The organism is Achromobacter seleniivolatilans (genome assembly GCF_030864005.1).
Taxonomy (GTDB): domain Bacteria; phylum Pseudomonadota; class Gammaproteobacteria; order Burkholderiales; family Burkholderiaceae_B; genus Achromobacter; species Achromobacter seleniivolatilans.
Genome location: NZ_CP132976.1, coordinates 5,787,301 through 5,806,303, shown reverse-complemented (window position 1 = coordinate 5,806,303; position 19,003 = coordinate 5,787,301). Strand labels below are relative to the sequence as shown.

The 19,003-nt window shown below is 62.7% G+C and carries 13 protein-coding genes and 2 riboswitches; of the genes, 6 read left to right on the top strand and 7 right to left on the bottom strand.

Going from position 1 to position 19,003, the window contains the following annotated elements; genetic code table 11:
* Positions 1-7: 7 nt before the first annotated feature.
* The 6 genes from RAS12_RS26320 to RAS12_RS26295 all read left to right on the top strand — a co-directional run bounded on the left by RAS12_RS26320 (position 8) and on the right by RAS12_RS26295 (position 8,742).
* Positions 8-949 carry an ABC transporter permease gene (locus RAS12_RS26320; protein ID WP_306942915.1) on the top strand — a complete coding sequence of 314 codons (942 nt, stop codon included), beginning with the start codon at positions 8-10 and terminating at the stop codon, positions 947-949.
* 4 nt (positions 950-953) lie between these two features.
* On the top strand, positions 954-1,859 hold the full coding sequence (locus RAS12_RS26315) for an ABC transporter permease (protein ID WP_306942913.1): 906 nt from the start codon (positions 954-956) through the stop codon (positions 1,857-1,859).
* A 5-nt stretch (positions 1,860-1,864) separates the two neighbouring features.
* The gene (locus tag RAS12_RS26310) at positions 1,865-3,556 is read left to right on the top strand and encodes an ABC transporter ATP-binding protein (protein WP_306942911.1); all 1,692 of its coding nucleotides are present in this window, start codon (positions 1,865-1,867) and stop codon (positions 3,554-3,556) included.
* A gap of 45 nt (positions 3,557-3,601) precedes the next feature.
* On the top strand, positions 3,602-5,011 hold the full coding sequence (locus RAS12_RS26305; protein ID WP_306942909.1) for an amidase: 1,410 nt from the start codon (positions 3,602-3,604) through the stop codon (positions 5,009-5,011).
* A gap of 28 nt (positions 5,012-5,039) precedes the next feature.
* Positions 5,040-6,515 (top strand): M81 family metallopeptidase, encoded by a 1,476-nt coding sequence (locus RAS12_RS26300; protein WP_306942907.1) that lies wholly within the window; start codon positions 5,040-5,042, stop codon positions 6,513-6,515.
* A gap of 256 nt (positions 6,516-6,771) precedes the next feature.
* A complete protein-coding gene (locus tag RAS12_RS26295; RefSeq protein WP_306942905.1) occupies positions 6,772-8,742 on the top strand; it encodes a DUF945 family protein in 1,971 nt (656 codons plus the stop codon).
* 104 nt (positions 8,743-8,846) lie between these two features.
* On the opposite strand, the gene gcvP is transcribed toward RAS12_RS26295, so the two are convergent.
* The 7 genes from gcvP to RAS12_RS26260 all read right to left on the bottom strand — a co-directional run bounded on the left by gcvP (position 8,847) and on the right by RAS12_RS26260 (position 18,997).
* The gene (gene gcvP, locus RAS12_RS26290; protein ID WP_306942903.1) at positions 8,847-11,720 is read right to left on the bottom strand and encodes an aminomethyl-transferring glycine dehydrogenase; all 2,874 of its coding nucleotides are present in this window, start codon (positions 11,718-11,720) and stop codon (positions 8,847-8,849) included.
* Between the two features lie 101 nt (positions 11,721-11,821).
* The gene (gcvH, locus tag RAS12_RS26285) at positions 11,822-12,199 is read right to left on the bottom strand and encodes a glycine cleavage system protein GcvH (RefSeq protein ID WP_306942900.1); all 378 of its coding nucleotides are present in this window, start codon (positions 12,197-12,199) and stop codon (positions 11,822-11,824) included.
* A gap of 99 nt (positions 12,200-12,298) precedes the next feature.
* Positions 12,299-13,399 (bottom strand): glycine cleavage system aminomethyltransferase GcvT, encoded by a 1,101-nt coding sequence (gene gcvT, locus RAS12_RS26280; RefSeq protein WP_306942898.1) that lies wholly within the window; start codon positions 13,397-13,399, stop codon positions 12,299-12,301.
* A gap of 89 nt (positions 13,400-13,488) precedes the next feature.
* Positions 13,489-13,611, bottom strand: a riboswitch (glycine riboswitch).
* A gap of 33 nt (positions 13,612-13,644) precedes the next feature.
* Positions 13,645-13,740, bottom strand: a riboswitch (glycine riboswitch).
* A gap of 86 nt (positions 13,741-13,826) precedes the next feature.
* Complete coding sequence (locus RAS12_RS26275; protein ID WP_306942896.1) at positions 13,827-14,720, bottom strand: ZIP family metal transporter; 894 nt, start codon at positions 14,718-14,720, stop codon at positions 13,827-13,829.
* A gap of 29 nt (positions 14,721-14,749) precedes the next feature.
* Positions 14,750-15,364 carry a superoxide dismutase gene (locus tag RAS12_RS26270; protein ID WP_306942895.1) on the bottom strand — a complete coding sequence of 205 codons (615 nt, stop codon included), beginning with the start codon at positions 15,362-15,364 and terminating at the stop codon, positions 14,750-14,752.
* A 145-nt stretch (positions 15,365-15,509) separates the two neighbouring features.
* Positions 15,510-16,712: a BaiN/RdsA family NAD(P)/FAD-dependent oxidoreductase gene (locus RAS12_RS26265; protein WP_306942894.1), complete on the bottom strand. Its 1,203-nt coding sequence runs from the start codon at positions 16,710-16,712 to the stop codon at positions 15,510-15,512.
* Positions 16,713-16,735: 23 nt separating this feature from the next.
* The gene (locus tag RAS12_RS26260) at positions 16,736-18,997 is read right to left on the bottom strand and encodes an arginine/lysine/ornithine decarboxylase (RefSeq protein ID WP_306942893.1); all 2,262 of its coding nucleotides are present in this window, start codon (positions 18,995-18,997) and stop codon (positions 16,736-16,738) included.
* Positions 18,998-19,003: the final 6 nt, after the last annotated feature.

The following is a 19,003-nucleotide window of genomic DNA, read 5'->3' as shown; positions in this document are numbered from 1 at the left end:
GAAATATATGCTGGCATTTGTCTCACGCCGGCTCCTCGCGACCATCCCCGTTCTGGTGATGGTCGCGGTGGTGGTCTTCGCGATATTACGTTTGAGCCCGGGTGATCCGGCCATCATCATGGCAGGCGACGGCGCCACGCCTGAACGTATCGTCCAGATACGGCAGACGATGGGGCTGGACCAGCCGGTCGTCAAACAGTTCTTCATCTGGGGCGCCAAGCTTGTGCAAGGCGATCTGGGCACATCGCTGATGTCTGGCGTGCCCGTCACTACACTGATTTCTCAGCGCTTGGAACCGTCTTTGAGTCTGGCGGTGCTGACCTTGGTCTTCACGCTGCTGGTCGCCATTCCGCTGGGTGTTCTGGCGGCATGGCGGCAAGGCCGTCTGCTGGATCGCGCCGTGATGGGATTTTCGGTACTGGGTTTCTCGGTGCCGGTGTTCGTCACGGGCTACCTGCTGATCTGGCTGTTTGCCATCAAGCTGGGCTGGTTCAACGTGCAGGGCTACACGCCGCTGGAAAAGGGCTTCTGGCTCTACCTGCACCGCCTCATTCTGCCGTCGCTTGCCTTGTCCACGGTCTATGTTGCGCTGATTGCACGCATTACCCGCACCAGCGTCATCGAGGTCATGGGCGAAGACTTCATCCGCACGGCGCGTTCCAAGGGCCTGGGTGAAACCGGAGTGCTGCTGGGTCACGCGCTGCGCAACGCCGCCGTGCCCATCGCCACGGTGGTGGGCCTGGGGATCGCGCTGTTGATCAGCGGCGTGGTCGTGACGGAATCGGTGTTCAACATCCCCGGCCTGGGCCGGCTGGTGGTCGAAGCCGTGCTGGCGCGCGACTACCCGGTTATTCAGGGCCTGACGTTGTTCTTCGCGTTCGTCTACGTGTTCATCAATCTTGTTGTCGATTGCGCCTACACGGTGTTCGACCCGCGGATCAGGTACTAACGCCATGCAAACGCCAACCGATGCCGCCGCGCAAGCGGCCGCCGACCTTCCCGGAGGCGGCAACCCCCAAGTGACTGCCTGGCGGCAAGTCCGCCAAGGCTTGAAGAGCTGGCCCGTGATGCTGGCGCTGATCGTGCTGGCGGTAATCATCGCCATTGCGCTCTTCGCGCCGTTGCTGAGTTCGGTGGACCCGACGCTCATCAACCCCAGCGCTCGTCTCAAGCAGCCCTTTACCGACTACCTGTTCGGCACCGACGCATTCGGCCGCGATGTCTGGTCGCGGGTGGCTCACGGCGCCCGCATTTCGCTGATCGCCGGCTTGGGCGCCGCGGTCGTCAGTGTGGTGATCGGGCTGGTCATCGGCGTGATTGCCGGCTGGTTCCGATCACTGGACGGGATCATCATGCGCACCATGGACGCCATCATGGCCATCCCCGGCATTTTGCTGGCGATTGCCCTGGTGTCCGTCACCGGCGCCAGCATCATGACCGTGCTGGTCGCGATCACCATTCCCGAAATTCCCCGGGTAGTGCGGCTCGTGCGCGGCCAGATTCTGACCGTGCGCGAAGAACCCTATGTTGAAGCCGCGCTGGCGCTGGGCACGCCGCTGCCCCTGCTGCTGTGGCGTCACATGGTGCCCAGCACGATCGCGCCGCTGACAGTGCAGGGTACGTATGTCTTTGCGTCCGCCATGCTGACCGAGGCCATCCTGAGCTTTCTGGGAGCGGGCATCCCGCCCGAGATCGCCTCTTGGGGCAACATCATGTCCGAAGGCCGCATGTACTTCCGCATGCTGCCGGGGCTGATTCTCTTTCCCGGCTTGTTCCTGTCGCTGACGGTGCTTAGCGTGAACATTCTGGGCGACGCCCTGCGCGATGCGCTGGACCCGAAAATGGTGCGCAGGATCTGATGCCGATGACCTACTCCCCTATCCCTCCTGCGGGCGATACCTCGCCCGCCATCCTGGCCATCCGCAATCTGTCGGTGGAAGTGGCCGGCGCGGGCAACCGCGTCGTGCGCAACCTCAGCCTGGATGTGCATGCTGGCGAAACGGTCTGCGTGGTCGGTGAATCCGGCTCGGGCAAGTCTGTCACATCACTGGCAGTGATGGGCCTGCTGCCGCAAGGCATTCTTTCCATCAGTGCGGGGTCGATTCGCGTTGAAGGCGAGGACGTCGCCACCGCTACCCCGCGCCGCTTGCGCGAGATGCGCGCAACCCGCATGGCCATGGTGTTCCAGGAACCCATGACCGCGCTGAATCCCGTGCATACCGTGGGCCAGCAGGTCGACGAAGTGCTGCGCCTGCATCGCAAGAAAATGAACGCGGCCGAACGCCGCGCCAAGGTGCTGGAGATGTTCCGGTCCGTGCACCTGCCGGATGTAGAACGCATTTTCCAGGCATATCCGCACCAATTGTCGGGCGGCCAGCGCCAGCGCATTGTGATCGCCATGGCGCTGATCCTGGAACCCAAGCTGTTGATTGCCGACGAGCCGACCACGGCGCTGGACGTCACGACCCAAAAACAGATCCTGGCCCTGATCAAGGAACTGCAAGTCAAGCATCAGACGGCCGTGCTGTTCATCACCCATGACTTCGGCGTGGTTGCCGAGATCTCGGACCGCATTGTCGTCATGAACCGCGGCGATCTGATCGAAAGCGGCACGCGCAACGAGATTCTGGCCGAGCCCAAACAGTCCTACACCCGGCGCCTGGTGTCGTCCGTGCCCAGCCTGATACCCAACCGGCGCGACGCGCCTACAGGCCAGCCGGTACTGCACGTCAAGGGCCTGGGCCGCACCTACGGCGGCAAGACTTCGCTGTTTTCACGCAAGGCGGCGCACAACGTCATCGCCGCGACCGACGTCAACCTGACTTTGCGCAAGGGCGAAATCCTGGGCATTGTCGGCGAGTCCGGTTCCGGAAAATCGACGGTGGCGCGCTGCATTGTGCGACTGATCGAACCCACTGCCGGCCACATGATGATGGGCGGAGAAGACCTGAGCACCCTGTCCGGTTCCGCGCTGCGCCCCGTGCGCCGCCGCATCCAGATTGTGTTCCAGGACCCCTACCGGTCACTGAATCCGCGCCGCACCGTTGGCGAGTCCATTATTGAAGGGCTGCTGAACTTTGGCATGCCGCGCGACCAGGCGTTAAAGCGCGCCGGCGAAACGCTGACCGTGGTGGGACTGAGTCCGGATGCCATGCGCCGCTACCCGCATCAATTCTCAGGCGGCCAGCGCCAGCGCATCTGCATTGCGCGTGCGCTGGTCATGGACCCGGAGATCCTGGTGGCCGACGAAGCCGTGTCGGCCCTGGACGTATCGGTCCAAGCCCAAGTGCTGGAGCTGCTGGAACAAGTGCGGCAGCGCACTGGCGTGGGCGTGCTGTTCATCACGCACGACCTGCGCGTTGCCGCGCAGATCTGCGACACCATCATGGTCATGCAGCGCGGAAAGGTCGTCGAGACCGGTTCTGCCGAGACCGTGCTGACGGAACCGCGCCATGAATACACCCGCGCCCTGATCGACGCCGCCCCCGGACGCGACTGGGACTTCCGCAACTTCCGGCCCATTGCCGCCGGCCTGACCCACGCCCCCGCGCCCTGATGCCCTGAAGGCCCGTCGCCTAACGAATCAACGACTGGAACCGAGATGCCACAACCGCATGAACTGTCCGCCCAGGAACTCCTGCAGGCGTATCGCAACAAGACCCTCTCGCCCGTTGAAGCTACCCGCTCCGTGCTGGAACATATCGAGCGCTGGGAACCCAAGCTGAAGGCCACCTACGCATTGGAGCCCGAACAGGCGCTGGCCATGGCTAAAGCGTCCGAAGCCCGCTGGATGAAGGGTGAGCCGCAATCCTGCGGCGGCTACACGCTGGATGGCGTGCCTGCCACCATCAAGGAAAACATTGCCACGCGCGGCACGCCGATTCCGCTGGGCACGGCCGCAACCGACCTGACCCCGGCAGCCGCCGACGCGCCCCCCGCCGCCCGCATGCGTGAAGCCGGCGCGGTGCTGCTGGGCAAGACCACCATGCCCGACTACGGCATGCTGTCCTCGGGACTGTCCAGCTTCCATGAGTTGACTCGCAACCCCTGGGACCTGACCAAGAACCCCGGCGGCTCCAGCGCGGGCGCGGGCGCTGCGGCAGCAGCCGGTTATGGCCCGCTGCACATCGGCACCGATATCGGCGGCTCCGTCCGTTTGCCCGCCGCCTGGTGCGGCGTTGCTACGCTCAAACCCAGCCTGGGCCGCATTCCGATCGACCCGCCCTTCATGGGCCGCTGCGCAGGCCCCATGACGCGCACCATCACGGATGCCGCGCTGATGATGGGCGTGCTGTCCCAGCCTGATGCGCGTGACCACATGAGTCTGCCGTTTCAAGACTTTGACTGGCTGAATCTGTCGCAAGAGGTTCGCGGCCTGCGCATTGGCCTGCTGATGGATGCTGGCTGCGGCCTGCCCTTGGACCCCGAAATCCGGCAGGCGGTAGAAGAGGCTGCACGCGCCTTCGAAGCCGCTGGCGCGATCGTCACGCCGATGTTGCCATGGATGACGCCCGACATGCTGGAAGGCGTGGACAGGTTCTGGCGCACGCGCTCGGCCATCGATCTGGCGGCGCTGCCCGAGGCGCGCCGTGCCAAGATTCTTCCCTTCATTCGTGCCTGGGCGGAAAGCGGCGGCGGCCAATCGGGCGAAGCTGTGTTCCGCAGCTATTACGAAACCTTGAACGTGCGCGCCAAGACCGTCGCTGCGTGCGCGCCGTTTGATTACGTGCTGTCGCCCGTGGCGCCTGTCGTGGCCTACAACGCCGAATGGCCGTCCCCCACCAATGAAGTTGCGACGACCATGCACCACATCGGTTTCACGCTGCCTTTCAACATGAGCGAGCAGCCAGCTGCCTCCGTCAATTGCGGCTACATGCGGGCGGGCCTGCCCATCGGGCTGCAAATTGCCGGCGCACGCTTTGACGATCTGGGCGTATTACGCGTGGCCCACGCCTGGGAACAGATGCGTCCTGCGCAACACCCCTGGCCCCAGCCCCCGAAGACGATCTGACTTTCCACAGCAACCCACAGGAATTCCCATGCGTTGGCTTTTGGCAATGATCAAGCACGAGACGAATACCTATTCGCCCGTGCCGACCCCTCTCGAACGTTTTTTCCGCGGCAATCCCGAAATCCTGGCTGGCGAGCGCGCCATCAAGGCTTACGAAAACACCGACAGCGGCTTGGGCGGCTACATCGAAGTCGCGCGCCGCGTCGGCGCCGACATGGTGGTGCCGGTAGCGGCTGAGTCCTGGCCCAGCGGCCCCACCAGCGCCGAGACCCACGAACTGCTGTGCAAGCTGATTCTGGACCAGGTCAAACAGGGCGGCTTCGATGCCATCTTGCTGGACCTGCATGGCGCAATGGTGGCCGAAGGCGTGGAAGATGCAGAAGGCGATCTGCTGCGCCGCTTGCGCGAGATCGATCCCAAGACGCCGGTGGCCGTGACCTTGGACATGCACGCCAACATCTATGACGACATCGTGGACAACGCCACGGTCATCAGCGGGTTCCACACCTATCCTCACGTAGACATCCGCGACGCAGGCGTGCGCGCCGCCAACGTCATCGTGCGCACCTTGGCTGGCGAAATCAAACCGGTCATGACGTGGGCCAACAAGCCCATGCTGCCGCACATCATGTGCCAGGGCACGCACGCGGCGCCCAACAAGCCCCTGCAGGAACGCTGCAAGGAACTGGAAGCCAACGGCGTGCTCGCGGCGTCGGTGTTTGTGGGTTTTCCGCATGCCGACATTCGCGAAGCGGGTCTGAGCGCCGTCGTCTGTACTGACGGCAAATTGGCCGAGGCCGAGCAATACCGCGACGAATTGCTGGAACGCGCCTGGGCCGGCCGCGCCGACTGGGTCTTCCACCCCGAACCGCTTGCGCCCACCATCGCGCGCGCCAAACAGATTGAGCAAGGCCCCGTCGTGTTGCTGGACCACTTCGACAACACGGGTTCGGGCGGCACCATGGACACCACGGCCGTGCTGGCCGAAGTGCTGCGCCAGGAACTGGACAACGTCGTCTTCTATGCGATCTGCGACCCGCAGGCGGCGCTGGAAGCCGCCACAGCGGGCGTAGGCAAGACCATCACCTTGAAGCTGGGCGGCAAGTTGCCCATGCCAGCCATCAAGCAGCCCAGCGAGCCGCTGGAAGTCACCGGCCGCGTCAAACTGATATTTGACGGGGTCTATCTGAACCGCGGCCCTATGTACCGCGGCGTGCGTAACGACACCGGGCTGACGGTTGTGATTGATACAGGCCGCGTGGAAATCGTGGTAGTTTCCCGCCACCAGGAACCCTTCGACATCAATTGCCTGCTGTCGGCTGGCATCGATCCGCTGCAAAAGCGCTATGTAGTGCTCAAGAGCCGCGTGCACTGGCGGGCGGGTTTCTCCGACATGGCAACACAGGTGATCGAATGCACTGGCGTGGGCGTCACTACGTCTGACTACAGCCAGCTGGAATTCAAACACGTGCGCCGCCCGATTTATCCGCTGGACCCGCTGTAAACTACGGAAAATTCGGGATTCTGAACATTGTCGACAAAAAGGCCGGCGCCAAAAAACGCCGGCCTTTCATTTTGAAATCTTCGGTAACGGTCCGCACGGTTGAGGGATCACGCCCCCCCGTATACTCCGCCGCTGGCCCTTACAGGCCGATGAATATGTGTATGCCGGTGGCAGACCAGGGCGAGAGAGTGATCGTAAAGGTCCGAACGCCTCGCCTGCCGGATATGACTCGATAATCAACGACTAAAGCACAACGATGAAAAAGAGCGTAGCGATCACCCTGGGTGTGGTCATTGTGGGAGCGGGAAGCTGGATCGGCGCCACGTGGTACACCGGCAAGCGCATTGAAGAAAGCTCGCAGCGGCATTTGGCCGAAGCGAATGAGAAGCTGGCCAAGCTGACGCCGCTGTTTGGTGTGCGTATCGACCAGCTCAAATACGAACGCGGCCTGTTTTCGACCCAGGCACGTTATGGCGTGTCGCTCGTAAAGAACGACAAGAGCCCTGATTCCATGCCTGCGGGCATGATCGAATTCGACGCGGTCGTCGAACACGGTCCCTTCCCCAAGAGCGCACTCGCGCGCGGCGCCATTGCACCCAAGCTGGCCTTCGTCCATACCGAAGTGGCCAAGACGGACAACCTCAAGCCAGTGTTTGAACTGACCAAGGGCGTCTCGCCGCTGGTCACCGATGGTGTCGTCAGCTACAGCGGTCTCACGACCTCCACCGGCAAGATCGCACCCGTGCAAACCGCGGTGGATGGCAACTCGGTGGATTTCAGCGGTTTCGTGATCAACGGCACGTTTGATCGGGCCCTGCAATCCGTCACCGCCCACGGCGTGATGGACAAGCTGGCGATCGATGGCACGAAAAGCCGTGATCCGGTCGTGATGAACTTGACCGGCATGACCATTGATATCAACAGCAAGATGGGCAAGTTCGGTCTCTCGACCGGCGATTCCGATCTGAAGATCAAGCGCGTCGAAGCCACCCGTGCTGAAGACGACATCAAGTTCTCGCTCGACAACTTCGGCTACGGCGTCAAGGTGACCGAAGACGACAAGTCGATGAACGTGCAGGCCGCCTACCAGACAGGCGACATCACGGTGAACGACGTCGCACTGGGCAATGGGCAAGCAGTCATCAAGCTGGCCAAGCTTGATGGCCAGGCTCTCAAGCAATTGTCGGACACGTACAACCAGCTCATTCGTCAATACATGGCCAGCGCGGAAGACGAAGGCCTGAAGGACGAGCAATTCCAGTCGTTGCTGGATAACGCGGGCAAGCTGCTGGCGGGCAATCCGTCTTTCAGCATTGATCCGATCAGCTGGAAGACGCCCAAGGGTGAAAGCAAGCTGACCTTCACGCTGGACATGGCCAATCCGCCCGACGTCAAGAATCTGACGCCGCAGGAAATCGTGGTTCAAGCCATCAAGCGTATCGACGCCACCCTGATCATCTCCAAGCCGATGGTTCAGGACCTGGTCGCGCAATACGCCATCAAGAAAGAAAACGTGCCCGCCGCCAAGGCTGCCGAAGAGGCCGCAGAGTCCGTGCGCCAAATGTCTGGCATGGCCGAAATGTTCAACGTCGGCAAGAACGACGGCGACAACATCGTTGGCAAGTTCACCTTTGCCGACGGCATGGGCGATCTGAACGGCAAGAAGATCCCCGCCGATGAGCTGTTCAGCGGTCTGCTTGGCGCTGCCGGCATGGGTTCGATGGACCATGATGACGATGACGAAGAAGACGAGCCTGCTGGCACGAGTCTCGGCCAGGAAGACCCGGCCGCGACCGCTGCTGCTGTAGGCATGCTGCAGGACTTCGACTTGGAGTCGGTGTCCGCCATGCTGGATGACATGGGCTACACCGTGGAAAAGAGCGACGGCGATGAAGGCCCCGTTCTGGTCCTGAGCCCGGGCAGCACCGGCGCGACCGAGCTGCGCCTGGATTTCCTGTGCAACGACTTCACCGAGAAGTGCCTGGATCTGGTGGTGACGGCGACCTACAACACGAAGAAGCCGATGTCGCTCAAGACCATTAACACCTGGAACCAGGAATACCGCTGGACCCGCGCATACCTGGATGGCAAGAACCAGGCCGTGCTGCAAATGGACATGAACGCGGAAGGCGGAATCGGCAAGGAAAACCTGCAAATCCTGCTGAACACGTTCATCAGCATTGCCGAAGACTTTGGCAAAGCCGCCAAGGGCGTGCCGGCGAAGTAAGCCAGCCGATTCAACGGTCAAAAAAAACCCCCATCGTTTTTATTCGATGGGGGTTTTTTATCGCCTGAACCGCCCGGTTTGCGCCGGACGGTTTCCACTAGCGCTTACGCGTAGGCTTCGATCGGCAAGCAAGCGCAGATCAGGTTGCGGTCGCCATAAGCGTTGTCCACACGAGCCACCGGCGGCCAGTACTTGGCGTCGCGCAGCGAAGCCACCGGGTAGGCGGCTTGCTGGCGCGGGTAGTCGTGCAGCCATTCTTCGGCCAGCAGCATTTGCGCGGTGTGCGGCGCGTTCTTCAGGACGTTGTCCTCGCGGTCGCGTTCGCCACGCTCAACCTGGGCGATCTCTTCGCGGATCGAAATCATTGCCTCGACAAAGCGGTCCAGCTCGGCAATGCCTTCGGATTCCGTCGGTTCGACCATCAAGGTGCCCGCGACCGGGAAGCTCATGGTGGGCGCGTGGAAACCATAGTCCATCAGACGCTTGGCGATGTCTTCGGCGCTGATGCCGCTGGTTTCCTTGAGCGGACGCACATCCAGAATGCACTCGTGCGCCACGCGGCCGTTGCGGCCCGCGTACAGCACCGGGTAATGGTCGCGCAGGCGCGTAGCGATGTAGTTCGCGTTCAGGATCGCGACTTCGGTTGCGCGGCGCAGGCCGTCAGCGCCCATCAGCGAGATGTACACAAACGGAATCGGCAGAATGCCAGCCGAACCAAAGGGCGCGGCCGAAACCGGACCCACCTTGGCGTCGCCAGGCAGCTTGCCCTGCTCGTTCACAATGCCCGGCAGATATGGCGCCAGGTGGGCGCGCACTGCCACGGGACCCACGCCGGGTCCGCCGCCGCCGTGCGGAATGCAGAAGGTCTTGTGCAGGTTCAGGTGGGACACGTCCGAACCGAACTTGCCCGGCTGCGCAACGCCGACCATCGCGTTCATGTTGGCGCCGTCCAGGTAGACCTGGCCGCCCGCCTTGTGCACCAGATCGCAGATCTCGGTCACGGCTTCTTCGAACACGCCATGTGTGGACGGATACGTGATCATCAGCGCGGCCAGCTTGTCGCCAACCTGCTCGATCTTGGCGCGCAAGTCGGTCAGATCGACGTTGCCGTTGGAATCAGAAGCCACCACCACCACGTCCATGCCAGCCAGTTGGGCCGAGGCAGGATTGGTGCCGTGCGCCGACGACGGGATCAGGCAGATGTTGCGCTGATGCTGGCCGTTGGCCTGGTGATAACCACGGATGGCCAGCAGACCAGCGTATTCGCCCTGCGCGCCCGAGTTGGGTTGCAGGCTGATGTTGTCGTAGCCGGTGATCTCGCACAGCGCGTCCGACAAGCGGGTGATCAGCTCGTTATAGCCCTGGCTTTGCGACGCGGGCGCGAACGGGTGGATCAACGCGAACTCGGGCCAGGTGATGGGGATCATCTCGGCCGTGGCGTTCAGCTTCATGGTGCACGAACCCAGCGGGATCATCGTGCGGTCCAGGGCCAGATCCTTGTCGGCCAGACGGCGCAGGTAGCGCAGCATGTCGGTTTCGGATTGCACGCTGGAGAAGACCGGGTGCGACAGGATCGCACTTTCACGCGCCACGCCAGCGGGGATACCGCCAGCAGCCGCGGCGTCCAGCGCGTCAATGTCGAGTTCGACATCATCGCGTTCCAGGCCGGCGGCAAAGACATTGACCAACGCTTGCAGGTCTTGCACGGTCACGGTTTCATCCAGCGACACCGCCAGACGCGCGCCGTCGACACGGCGTAGGTTGATGTGCTCGCAATCGGCGGCGGTCAGGATGGCCGGGGTGGTCGCGCCCGTTTCCAGCAGCAGCGTATCGAAGAACGTGTCGTTGACGACCTTCACGCCCAGCTTGACCAGCTCGGCGCGCAGGATCGCGGTGCTGCGCTGCACGCGCTCTGCAATGCGGCGAATACCCGCGGGACCATGCCACACGGCGTACATACCGGCCATCACGGCCAGCAGCACTTGCGCGGTGCAAATGTTGGACGTGGCCTTTTCACGGCGGATGTGCTGTTCACGCGTTTGCAGCGCCAGACGCATAGCCGGGTTGCCTTGCGCGTCCTTGGACACGCCGACCAGACGGCCAGCCATGTTGCGCTTGAACGAGTCCTTGCATGCCATGAAGCCAGCGTGCGGGCCGCCAAAGCCGAACGGCACGCCAAAGCGCTGTGCCGAACCGATGGCAATGTCCGCGCCCCATTCACCCGGAGCGGCCAGCAGCGCCAGCGCCAGCAGGTCAGTGGCGCAGGCAACGACAGCGCCTTGCGCATGAGCGGCTTCGGCCAGCTTGCGGTAATCAGATACAGAGCCCGTGCTGTGCGGGTATTGCAGCAGCACGCCAAAGCACTCGGGCAAGCCTTCGGCCTCGTCGCCCACCGCGATCTCGATGCCCAAGCCTTCGGCGCGCGTGCGCACGACTTCCAGGGTCTGAGGATGTACGTGGCGCGAAATGAAGAACACCGGGCTTTGCGACTTGGCGCCGCGGCGAGCCAGCGTCATGGCTTCGGCAGCAGCGGTGCTTTCGTCCAGCAGCGAGGCGTTGGAGATATCCAGCCCGGTCAGGTCGGCGACCATGGTCTGGTAGTTCAGCAAGGCTTCAAGACGGCCTTGCGAGATTTCCGGCTGGTACGGCGTATAGGCCGTGTACCAGGCGGGATTCTCAAGAATATTGCGCAGCACGACGTTCGGCGTCTGCGTACCGTAGTACCCCTGGCCGATGTAGTTGCGGTAGACCTTGTTGCGGCCCGCGATCTGCTTCAGTTCGGCCAGCACATCGGTTTCGCTGCGCGACTGCGGCAGCGCCAACGGGGCTTGGCTGCGGATCTTGGGAGGCACGACTTCTTCGATCAGAGCGTCCAGGCTGGCGCTGCCAATCACGCGAAGCATGGCGGCCTGGTCGGCGTCGGAGGGGCCGATGTGGCGGGGAAGAAAATCGGTATGGGTGTCTAGGGCGCGCGACATGGGGGGATCTCGGGGGTAGCGGGTGTCCGTCCAAGGGCGGACGGTAGTGCGTCTGGCAAGGCGGGCGCGGGACGAGGGCCGCGCGCCCGCCTTGAGCCGGATTAGCCGTTAGCGACGGCTTCGTAGCCGGCAGCGTCCAGCAGCTTGTCGGCGTCGGCGGCGTTGACCGGCTTGATCTTGTAGATCCAGGCGGTAAAGGCCGATTCGTTGATCAGGTTGGGGTTGTTTTCCAGCTCTTCGTTGAAGGCGACGATTTCGCCATCCACGGGCGCGTAGATGTCGGAGGCGGCCTTGACCGACTCAACAACACCTGCAGTTTGGCCAGCGGACAGCTTGGCGCCAACCTTCACGTCGCCAACGAAAACCAGGTCACCCAGCTGATCCTGGGCGGTGTCGGTGATGCCAACGACGAACACGTCGCCTTCGGCTTTGACCCATTCATGGGATGCGGTGTACTTGCGATCGGTGGGCAGACTCATGGGAACTCCTGAGGGTATACGGGTAGGTGAATGGTGTTGCGCGCCTCGCGCGGGCGTTCCTGGCCCTGACCGGGCCGGCGCTCGCGCGAAGCTTCGAGTTTACGAGTGTTCGACGGCTTTGCCGTTACGGACGAACGGCAGTTTGCAGACCAGGGCGGGCACCCACTTGCCACGGATGTCGACCTCGGCGGTGTCACCCGGACGCACACCTTGCGGCAGGCGGGCAAAACCGATCGACACACCCAAGGTGGGCGACATGGTGCCGCTGGTCAGCTCGCCCGTGCCGGCCGCGGTACGCACGGCCATATGGGCGCGCATGACGCCGCGCTCTTGCAGTTTCAGGCCGATAAAGGTGGCGGGGGTGGCGAACTGTTCCAGCGCGTCGCGGCCGATAAAACGGCGGTCGGCGTTTTTCAGCGACACCGTCCAGGTCAGACCTGCCTGATCCGGCTGGGTCAGTTCATCCATGTCCTGGCCGTACAGATTCATGCCGGCTTCCAGGCGCAGCGTGTCGCGCGCGCCCAGACCGGCGGGACGCACGCCTTGGGCAACCAGGTCGCGCCACAATTGCACAACCTCGGTTGCGGGCAGCACGATTTCAAAACCGTCTTCACCGGTGTAGCCGGTACGAGCAACCAAGGTCTCATCGGCGACGCGGGCAGCGACAAACGGGGTCAGCGGTTCGGTAGCGGCTTGCCAGGCAGGACGCGCGGCCCAGACCTTGGCCCGGGCGTTCGGGCCTTGCACGGCCACCATGGCCAGGTCGCGGCGCGGCGTGATGGCGACGTCGAACTGGCCCGCCTGCTTCACGCGCTGCATCCAGGCGATGTCTTTGTCGGCCGTGCCAGCGTTGACGACCACGCGCCACTCATCGGCAGCGAAGTAATAAATGATCAGGTCGTCGATGACCCCGCCCTGCGGGTTCAGCATGCAGCTGTAGAGCGCTTTGCCAGGCACCGTCAGCTTGGCCACGTCGTTGGCGACCAGGCGTTGCAGGAAGGCGAACGCATCGGGGCCAATCACGTCCACGTTCAACATGTGCGACACATCGAACATCCCGGCGTCCTGGCGCACCGCGTGGTGCTCCTCCAGCTGCGAACCATAGGCCAAGGGCATATCCCAGCCGCCGAAATCGACCATTCGGGCGCCAGAGGCGATATGTTCTTCGGCCAGCGGGGTGCGTTTGAGGGTTGCGGACATGCGCGGGAACTCCGGGACGGCAGTAATGCCAGGGTTACGGAATGCCGGTCGTAATAGGCGCAATGCGCCCGCACGGCTACGGCTGAATCTTCCGCCCCTCTGTCCTTTTGCCTGAGAGTTGCCCCGCGTAGCGGGTTTGCACCTTCGGCGCCTGGGCTGCTCGCTTTGTCCCTAGTTCAGGGGCGGCGCCAGGTCTCTCCAGAGTACTGTTTTGCCTTATCCACACGGTAAAAACCGGGACGGGGCAAGCATGTGCGATATCGGTTACCTGAGCGATTCTGGGCGAATTGCGCCTTCGGCGGCGACCCTGATAAAAGGCCGCTCTCTCCCGCAAACATGCATGACAGCGGCGCCAAGCATACAACGAAAACAAGCACCGGAAAAGCAGGATTTCCCGGGGCTAAATGCCCGGGAAGCGGCGTCAGGCCTACCCCAGCGCCGTATCCAGCAGCATCATCAATACAAAGCCCAGCATCAGGCCGCAGGTTGCATAAACCTCATGGCCCTTGCGGTGCGATTCGGGAATGATCTCGTGGCTGATGACAAACAACATGGCGCCCGCAGCAAAACCCAGTCCCCACGGCAAAAGCGGCGCAGACCAACCGACAATGGCCGCACCCAACACAGCGCCCAAGGGTTCGACCAGGCCGGACAACATGCCCAGCGCCACCGCGAACGCACGTTTGTAGCCAGCGGCCAGCAAGGCTACGGCCACGACCAGCCCTTCGGGGATGTCCTGAATGGCGATACCGGTTGCCAGCGCCGTGCCCCGGACGGGATCACTACCGGCATAACCCACGCCAATCGCCAACCCTTCCGGCAGATTGTGCAAGGTGATGGCAAACACGAACAGCCAGGTGCGGCGCAGCCGATGGGCTTCAATGCCTTCGCGGCCTTTGATGAAATGTTCGTGCGGCAGCGTGCGATCCATGAGCAGCAAGACCGCAGCGCCCAGCAATACGGCGGCGCCCACCGTCAGGCCGGCGCCCCAGGGGCCATAGCCCAACTCACGACCCGCAGCGATACCAGGGGCCACCAACGAAAACGCGCTGGCGGCCAGCATCACGCCGGCGCCAAAGCCGAACATGCTGTCTTGGACCTTCTGCGGGATCGTTCTGGCAAAGAGGATGGGCAACGTGCCCAGCGCCGTGGCGCCAGCGGCCACCAGCCCGCCCAGCAGCGCATCCGCGACGTGCGGCGCGCGCACGTCCAGGTACGCCCACAGCTGATGCAAGGCCAGGCAAGCCACCATGACGGCCAGCGTCCACACACTGATGCTGGTCGCCGCTGGCCGCACGCGATGTCGGCTAAACGTGTTCATAGGCCGCTACCCTCCTTCGAGAGATGCGCTCAGCCCTTAGCAGCCGCGTAGCGGCGAGCCACTTCGGACCAGTTCACAACGTTGTAGAACGCGCCGATGTATTCCGGCCGGCGGTTCTGGTACTTCAGATAGTAGGCGTGTTCCCACACATCCAGGCCCAAAATCGGCGTGTTGCCCTGCATCAGAGGGGTGTCCTGGTTCGCGCTGCTCTCCACCACCAGCTTGCCGGCGGGGGTCACCGACAGCCAGGCCCAGCCGCTGCCAAAGCGGGTCAGGGCGGCCTTGGTAAAGGCGTCGCGGAAGGCGGCCAGACCGCCCAATTCGGATTCAATGGCGGCTGCCAGCGCGCCATCGGGCTCGCCGCCGCCTTCAGGCGACATGACGGACCAGAACAGGCTGTGGTTGGCGTGACCGCCGCCGTGGTTGCGCACCGCGCCACGGATGGCTTCGGGCAACTGGTCCAGACGCGCCACCAGGGCTTCGACGGGTTCGCCGGTGCTGATTCCGGCGCTGTCCAGCGCGGCGTTCAGGCTGGTGACATAGGTTTGATGATGCTTGGTGTAGTGGATCTCCATCGTCGCGGCGTCGATGTGAGGCTCCAGGGCGTCATAGGCGTATGGCAGGGTCGGAAGGGTGTAGGCCATGCATGTCTCCGGTGGACCCGCCCTCCCGGTGGAGGGCGAAAGTCAATAGCGAAAACATAAATGATATGTATTTTTATTTAATATCACAATGGCAGCGTTTCAATTCGTGCCATAGCGCTCTGCTATGGCACCGCAGTTGCCCTGCTTACAACGCTTTGCCGCAGGCCACGCCCGAGGCCCAGGCCCACTGAAAGTTATAGCCGCCCAGCCAACCCGTGACATCCACGGCCTCGCCAATGAAATACAGCCCTGGGGTGGTCTTGGCCTGCATGGACTTCTGATCCAGCCCGCGCGTGTCCACTCCGCCGCGCATCACTTCGGCTTTTTTGTAGCCAGCGGTGCCGCTGGGCACGAGCGACCACTGATGAATATCTTGAGCCAGCCCGCGCAACGTCTTGTCCGGGGCATCCGCCAGGCGCAGCGCCGCCAGACCGGGCTTGCCGCCCTGCTCTGCCAGATGCAGCCAGCGGTCGGCAAGGCGTTTGGGCCACAGCCCCGCCAGCACCGTGTGCAGTTGCTGCCGGTTGCCCGATTTGGACGCCAGCAGCTCTTCGGCCAGATCACGGCCGGGGGCAAGATCCACCACAATGGGTTCGCCGGGCTTCCAATAGCTGGATATCTGCAAAATCGCCGGGCCGGACAGGCCACGGTGCGTGAACAGCAGGTCTTCCAGGAATTCGCCGCGCGTCTTGCCCTGCCCCGTCTGCAGATTGACTTCCAAGGCCACGCCCGACAACTCGGACAGCGGCTGCCACATCACGGGATCAAAAGTCAGCGGCACCAGCGCGGGCCGGGGTTCGACCACCTTCAGGCCAAATTGGCGCGCGATTTTCAGGCCAAAGTCGGTGGCGCCCAATTGCGGGATTGCCATGCCGCCCGTTGCCACCACCAGCTTTGCGGCGCGTATCGAACCCTGGCTCGTGCGCAGTTCAAAACCTTGCTCGCCATGGGCGATCTCGGTCACCGAACAGCCCATGCGCCATTGCACCTTGCCCGCGTCGCACTCGGCACGCAGCATGTCGATAATGGATTCGCTGGAATCGTCGCAGAACAGCTGGCCGCGATGCTTCTCGTGCCAGGCAATATGGTGACGCTTCATCAACGCCAGAAAGTCCTGCGGCGTATAGGCCGACAGGGCAGACCGGCAAAAGTGCGGATTTTCAGATAGAAAATTGGCGGGTCCGGTCCCGATGTTCGTGAAGTTGCAGCGGCCGCCGCCAGAAATGCGGATTTTCTCCGCCAGGCGTTCGGCATGGTCGACCAGCACCACGCGCAAGCCGCGCTGGCCGGCTACCGCTGCACACATCATGCCAGCGGCGCCGGCGCCGAGTACGGCTACATCAAACATCAGAACTCCAGACCCGCCAGGGATCAGTCTTCGATCAGGCAATCAACGTAGTAGCGCTTCTCGCCATCCGGACCCAATTCGTCGGCCAGGCCGTGAATATAGGTTTCGAAGCCTGGGAAGCGTTCGTTGAATTCGCGGGCAAATTGCAGGTACTGCACGATGGTGCGGTTAAAGCGTTCGCCCGGGATCAGGAGCGGAATGCCCGGGGGATACGGCGTCAGCAGCACACCGGTCACTCGGCCTTCCAGCTTGTCGATATCAACGCGCTCGACCTCGCGGTGCGCCATGCGGGCAAAGGCGTCCGACGGCTTCAACGCCGGCACCATGTCGCTCAAGTACATCTCGGTGGTCAGGCGGGCCACGTCACGCGAGCGGTAGGCTTCGTGGATCTCTTGGCAGAGATCACGCAGGCCCATGCGCTCGTATCGGCGATGTATCTTGCAAAAGTCCGGCAAGATGCGCCACAGCGGCTGGTTGCGGTCGTAGTCGTCCTTGAATTGCTGCAAGGCGGTCAACAACGTGTTCCAGCGGCCCTTGGTGATGCCGATGGTGAACAGGATGAAGAACGAATACAGGCCGGTCTTCTCGACGACAACGCCGTGCTCGGTCAGGTACTTGGAGACCAGCGCGGCCGGGATACCGGTTTCGCCAAAGCTGCCCGACATATCCAGCCCCGGCGTAATCACCGTAGCCTTGATCGGGTCCAGCATGTTGAAGCCTTCGGCCATTTCGCCGAATCCATGCCAATGGTCGTTGGATTCCAGAATCCATTCGTCGCGGTTGCCGATGCCTTCGGACACCAGACGGTTCGGGCCCCAGACCTTGAACCACCAGTCGTTCTTGCCGAACTCGGACTCCACCTTGCGCATGGCGCGGCGGAAATCCAGGGCTTCGCGTATGCTTTCCTCGACCAGCGCGGTGCCTCCGGGCGGCTCCATCATGGCAGCGGCCACGTCGCAAGACGCGATGATCGCGTACTGCGGGGACGTGGACGTGTGCATCAGATACGCTTCGTTGAAGACGTTGCGGTCCAGCTTGCGGGTCTCGGACTCTTGCACAATGATCTGCGAGGCTTGCGAAATGCCAGCCAGCAGCTTGTGCGTCGAGTGGGTCGCGAACACCATCGCGTCCTGGCTGCGCGGGCGGTCAACGCCAATGGCGTGCATGTCCTGGTAGTACTCGTGGAACGAGGCGTGCGGCAGCCAGGCTTCGTCAAAGTGCAGCGTATCGACATAGCTGCCAAGCTGCGCCTTGATCATTTCCACGTTGTAGATGACGCCGTCGTACGTGCTTTGCGTCAACGTCAGAATGCGCGGATTCTTGTTCACGGCTTCGCGCGCGAAGGGGTTGGCTTCGATCTTCTTGCGGATGTTGTCCGGGTGGAACTCTTCCAGCGGGATCGGGCCGATGATGCCCAGGTGGTTGCGCGTGGGGCGCAGAAACACCGGGATCGCGCCCGTCATCGTAATCGCGTGCAGAATCGATTTGTGGCAGTTACGGTCCACCACAACCACGTCGCCGGCGGCCACGTTGGCATGCCACACGACCTTGTTCGAGGTCGAGGTGCCGTTGGTCACGAAGTAGCAGTGATCCGCATGAAAAATGCGGGCGGCATTCAATTCGGACTCGGCGATGGGGCCGGTATGGTCCAGCAACTGGCCCAGTTCGTCCACGGCGTTGCAGACGTCAGCGCGCAGCATGTTTTCACCGAAGAACTGGTGGAACATGCGGCCCACGGGGCTCTTCAGGAACGCCACGCCACCGGAATGGCCCGGGCAGTGCCACGAGTACGAACCGTCTTGCGCATACTTGACCAGCTCGCGGAAGAACGGCGGCGGCAACGAGTCCACATAGCTGCGGGCTTCGCGGATGATATGGCGCGCCACGAATTCGGGGGTGTCCTCGAACATGTGGATGAAGCCGTGCAGTTCACGCAGGATGTCGTTCGGAATGTGCTCCGATGTGCGCGTTTCGCCGTACAGATAGATGGGGATGTCAGCGTTGCGAAAGCGCAGTTCGCCGATGAACATGCGCAGGTTCTTGATCGCGCTGGCCACGTCCTCGGGCGAGTCCACGTCGAACTCTTCATCGTCAATCGACAGGATGAAGGCGCTGGCGCGGCTTTGCTGTTGCGCAAACGAACTCAGGTCGCCATAACTGGTCACCCCGATCACCTCGACGCCCTCGGCCTCGATCGCAGCTGATAAGGCACGAATACCCAAACCGGACGCGTTCTCTGAACGGTAGTCCTCGTCGATGATGAAAATGGGGAAGCGAAATTTCATGCAGGC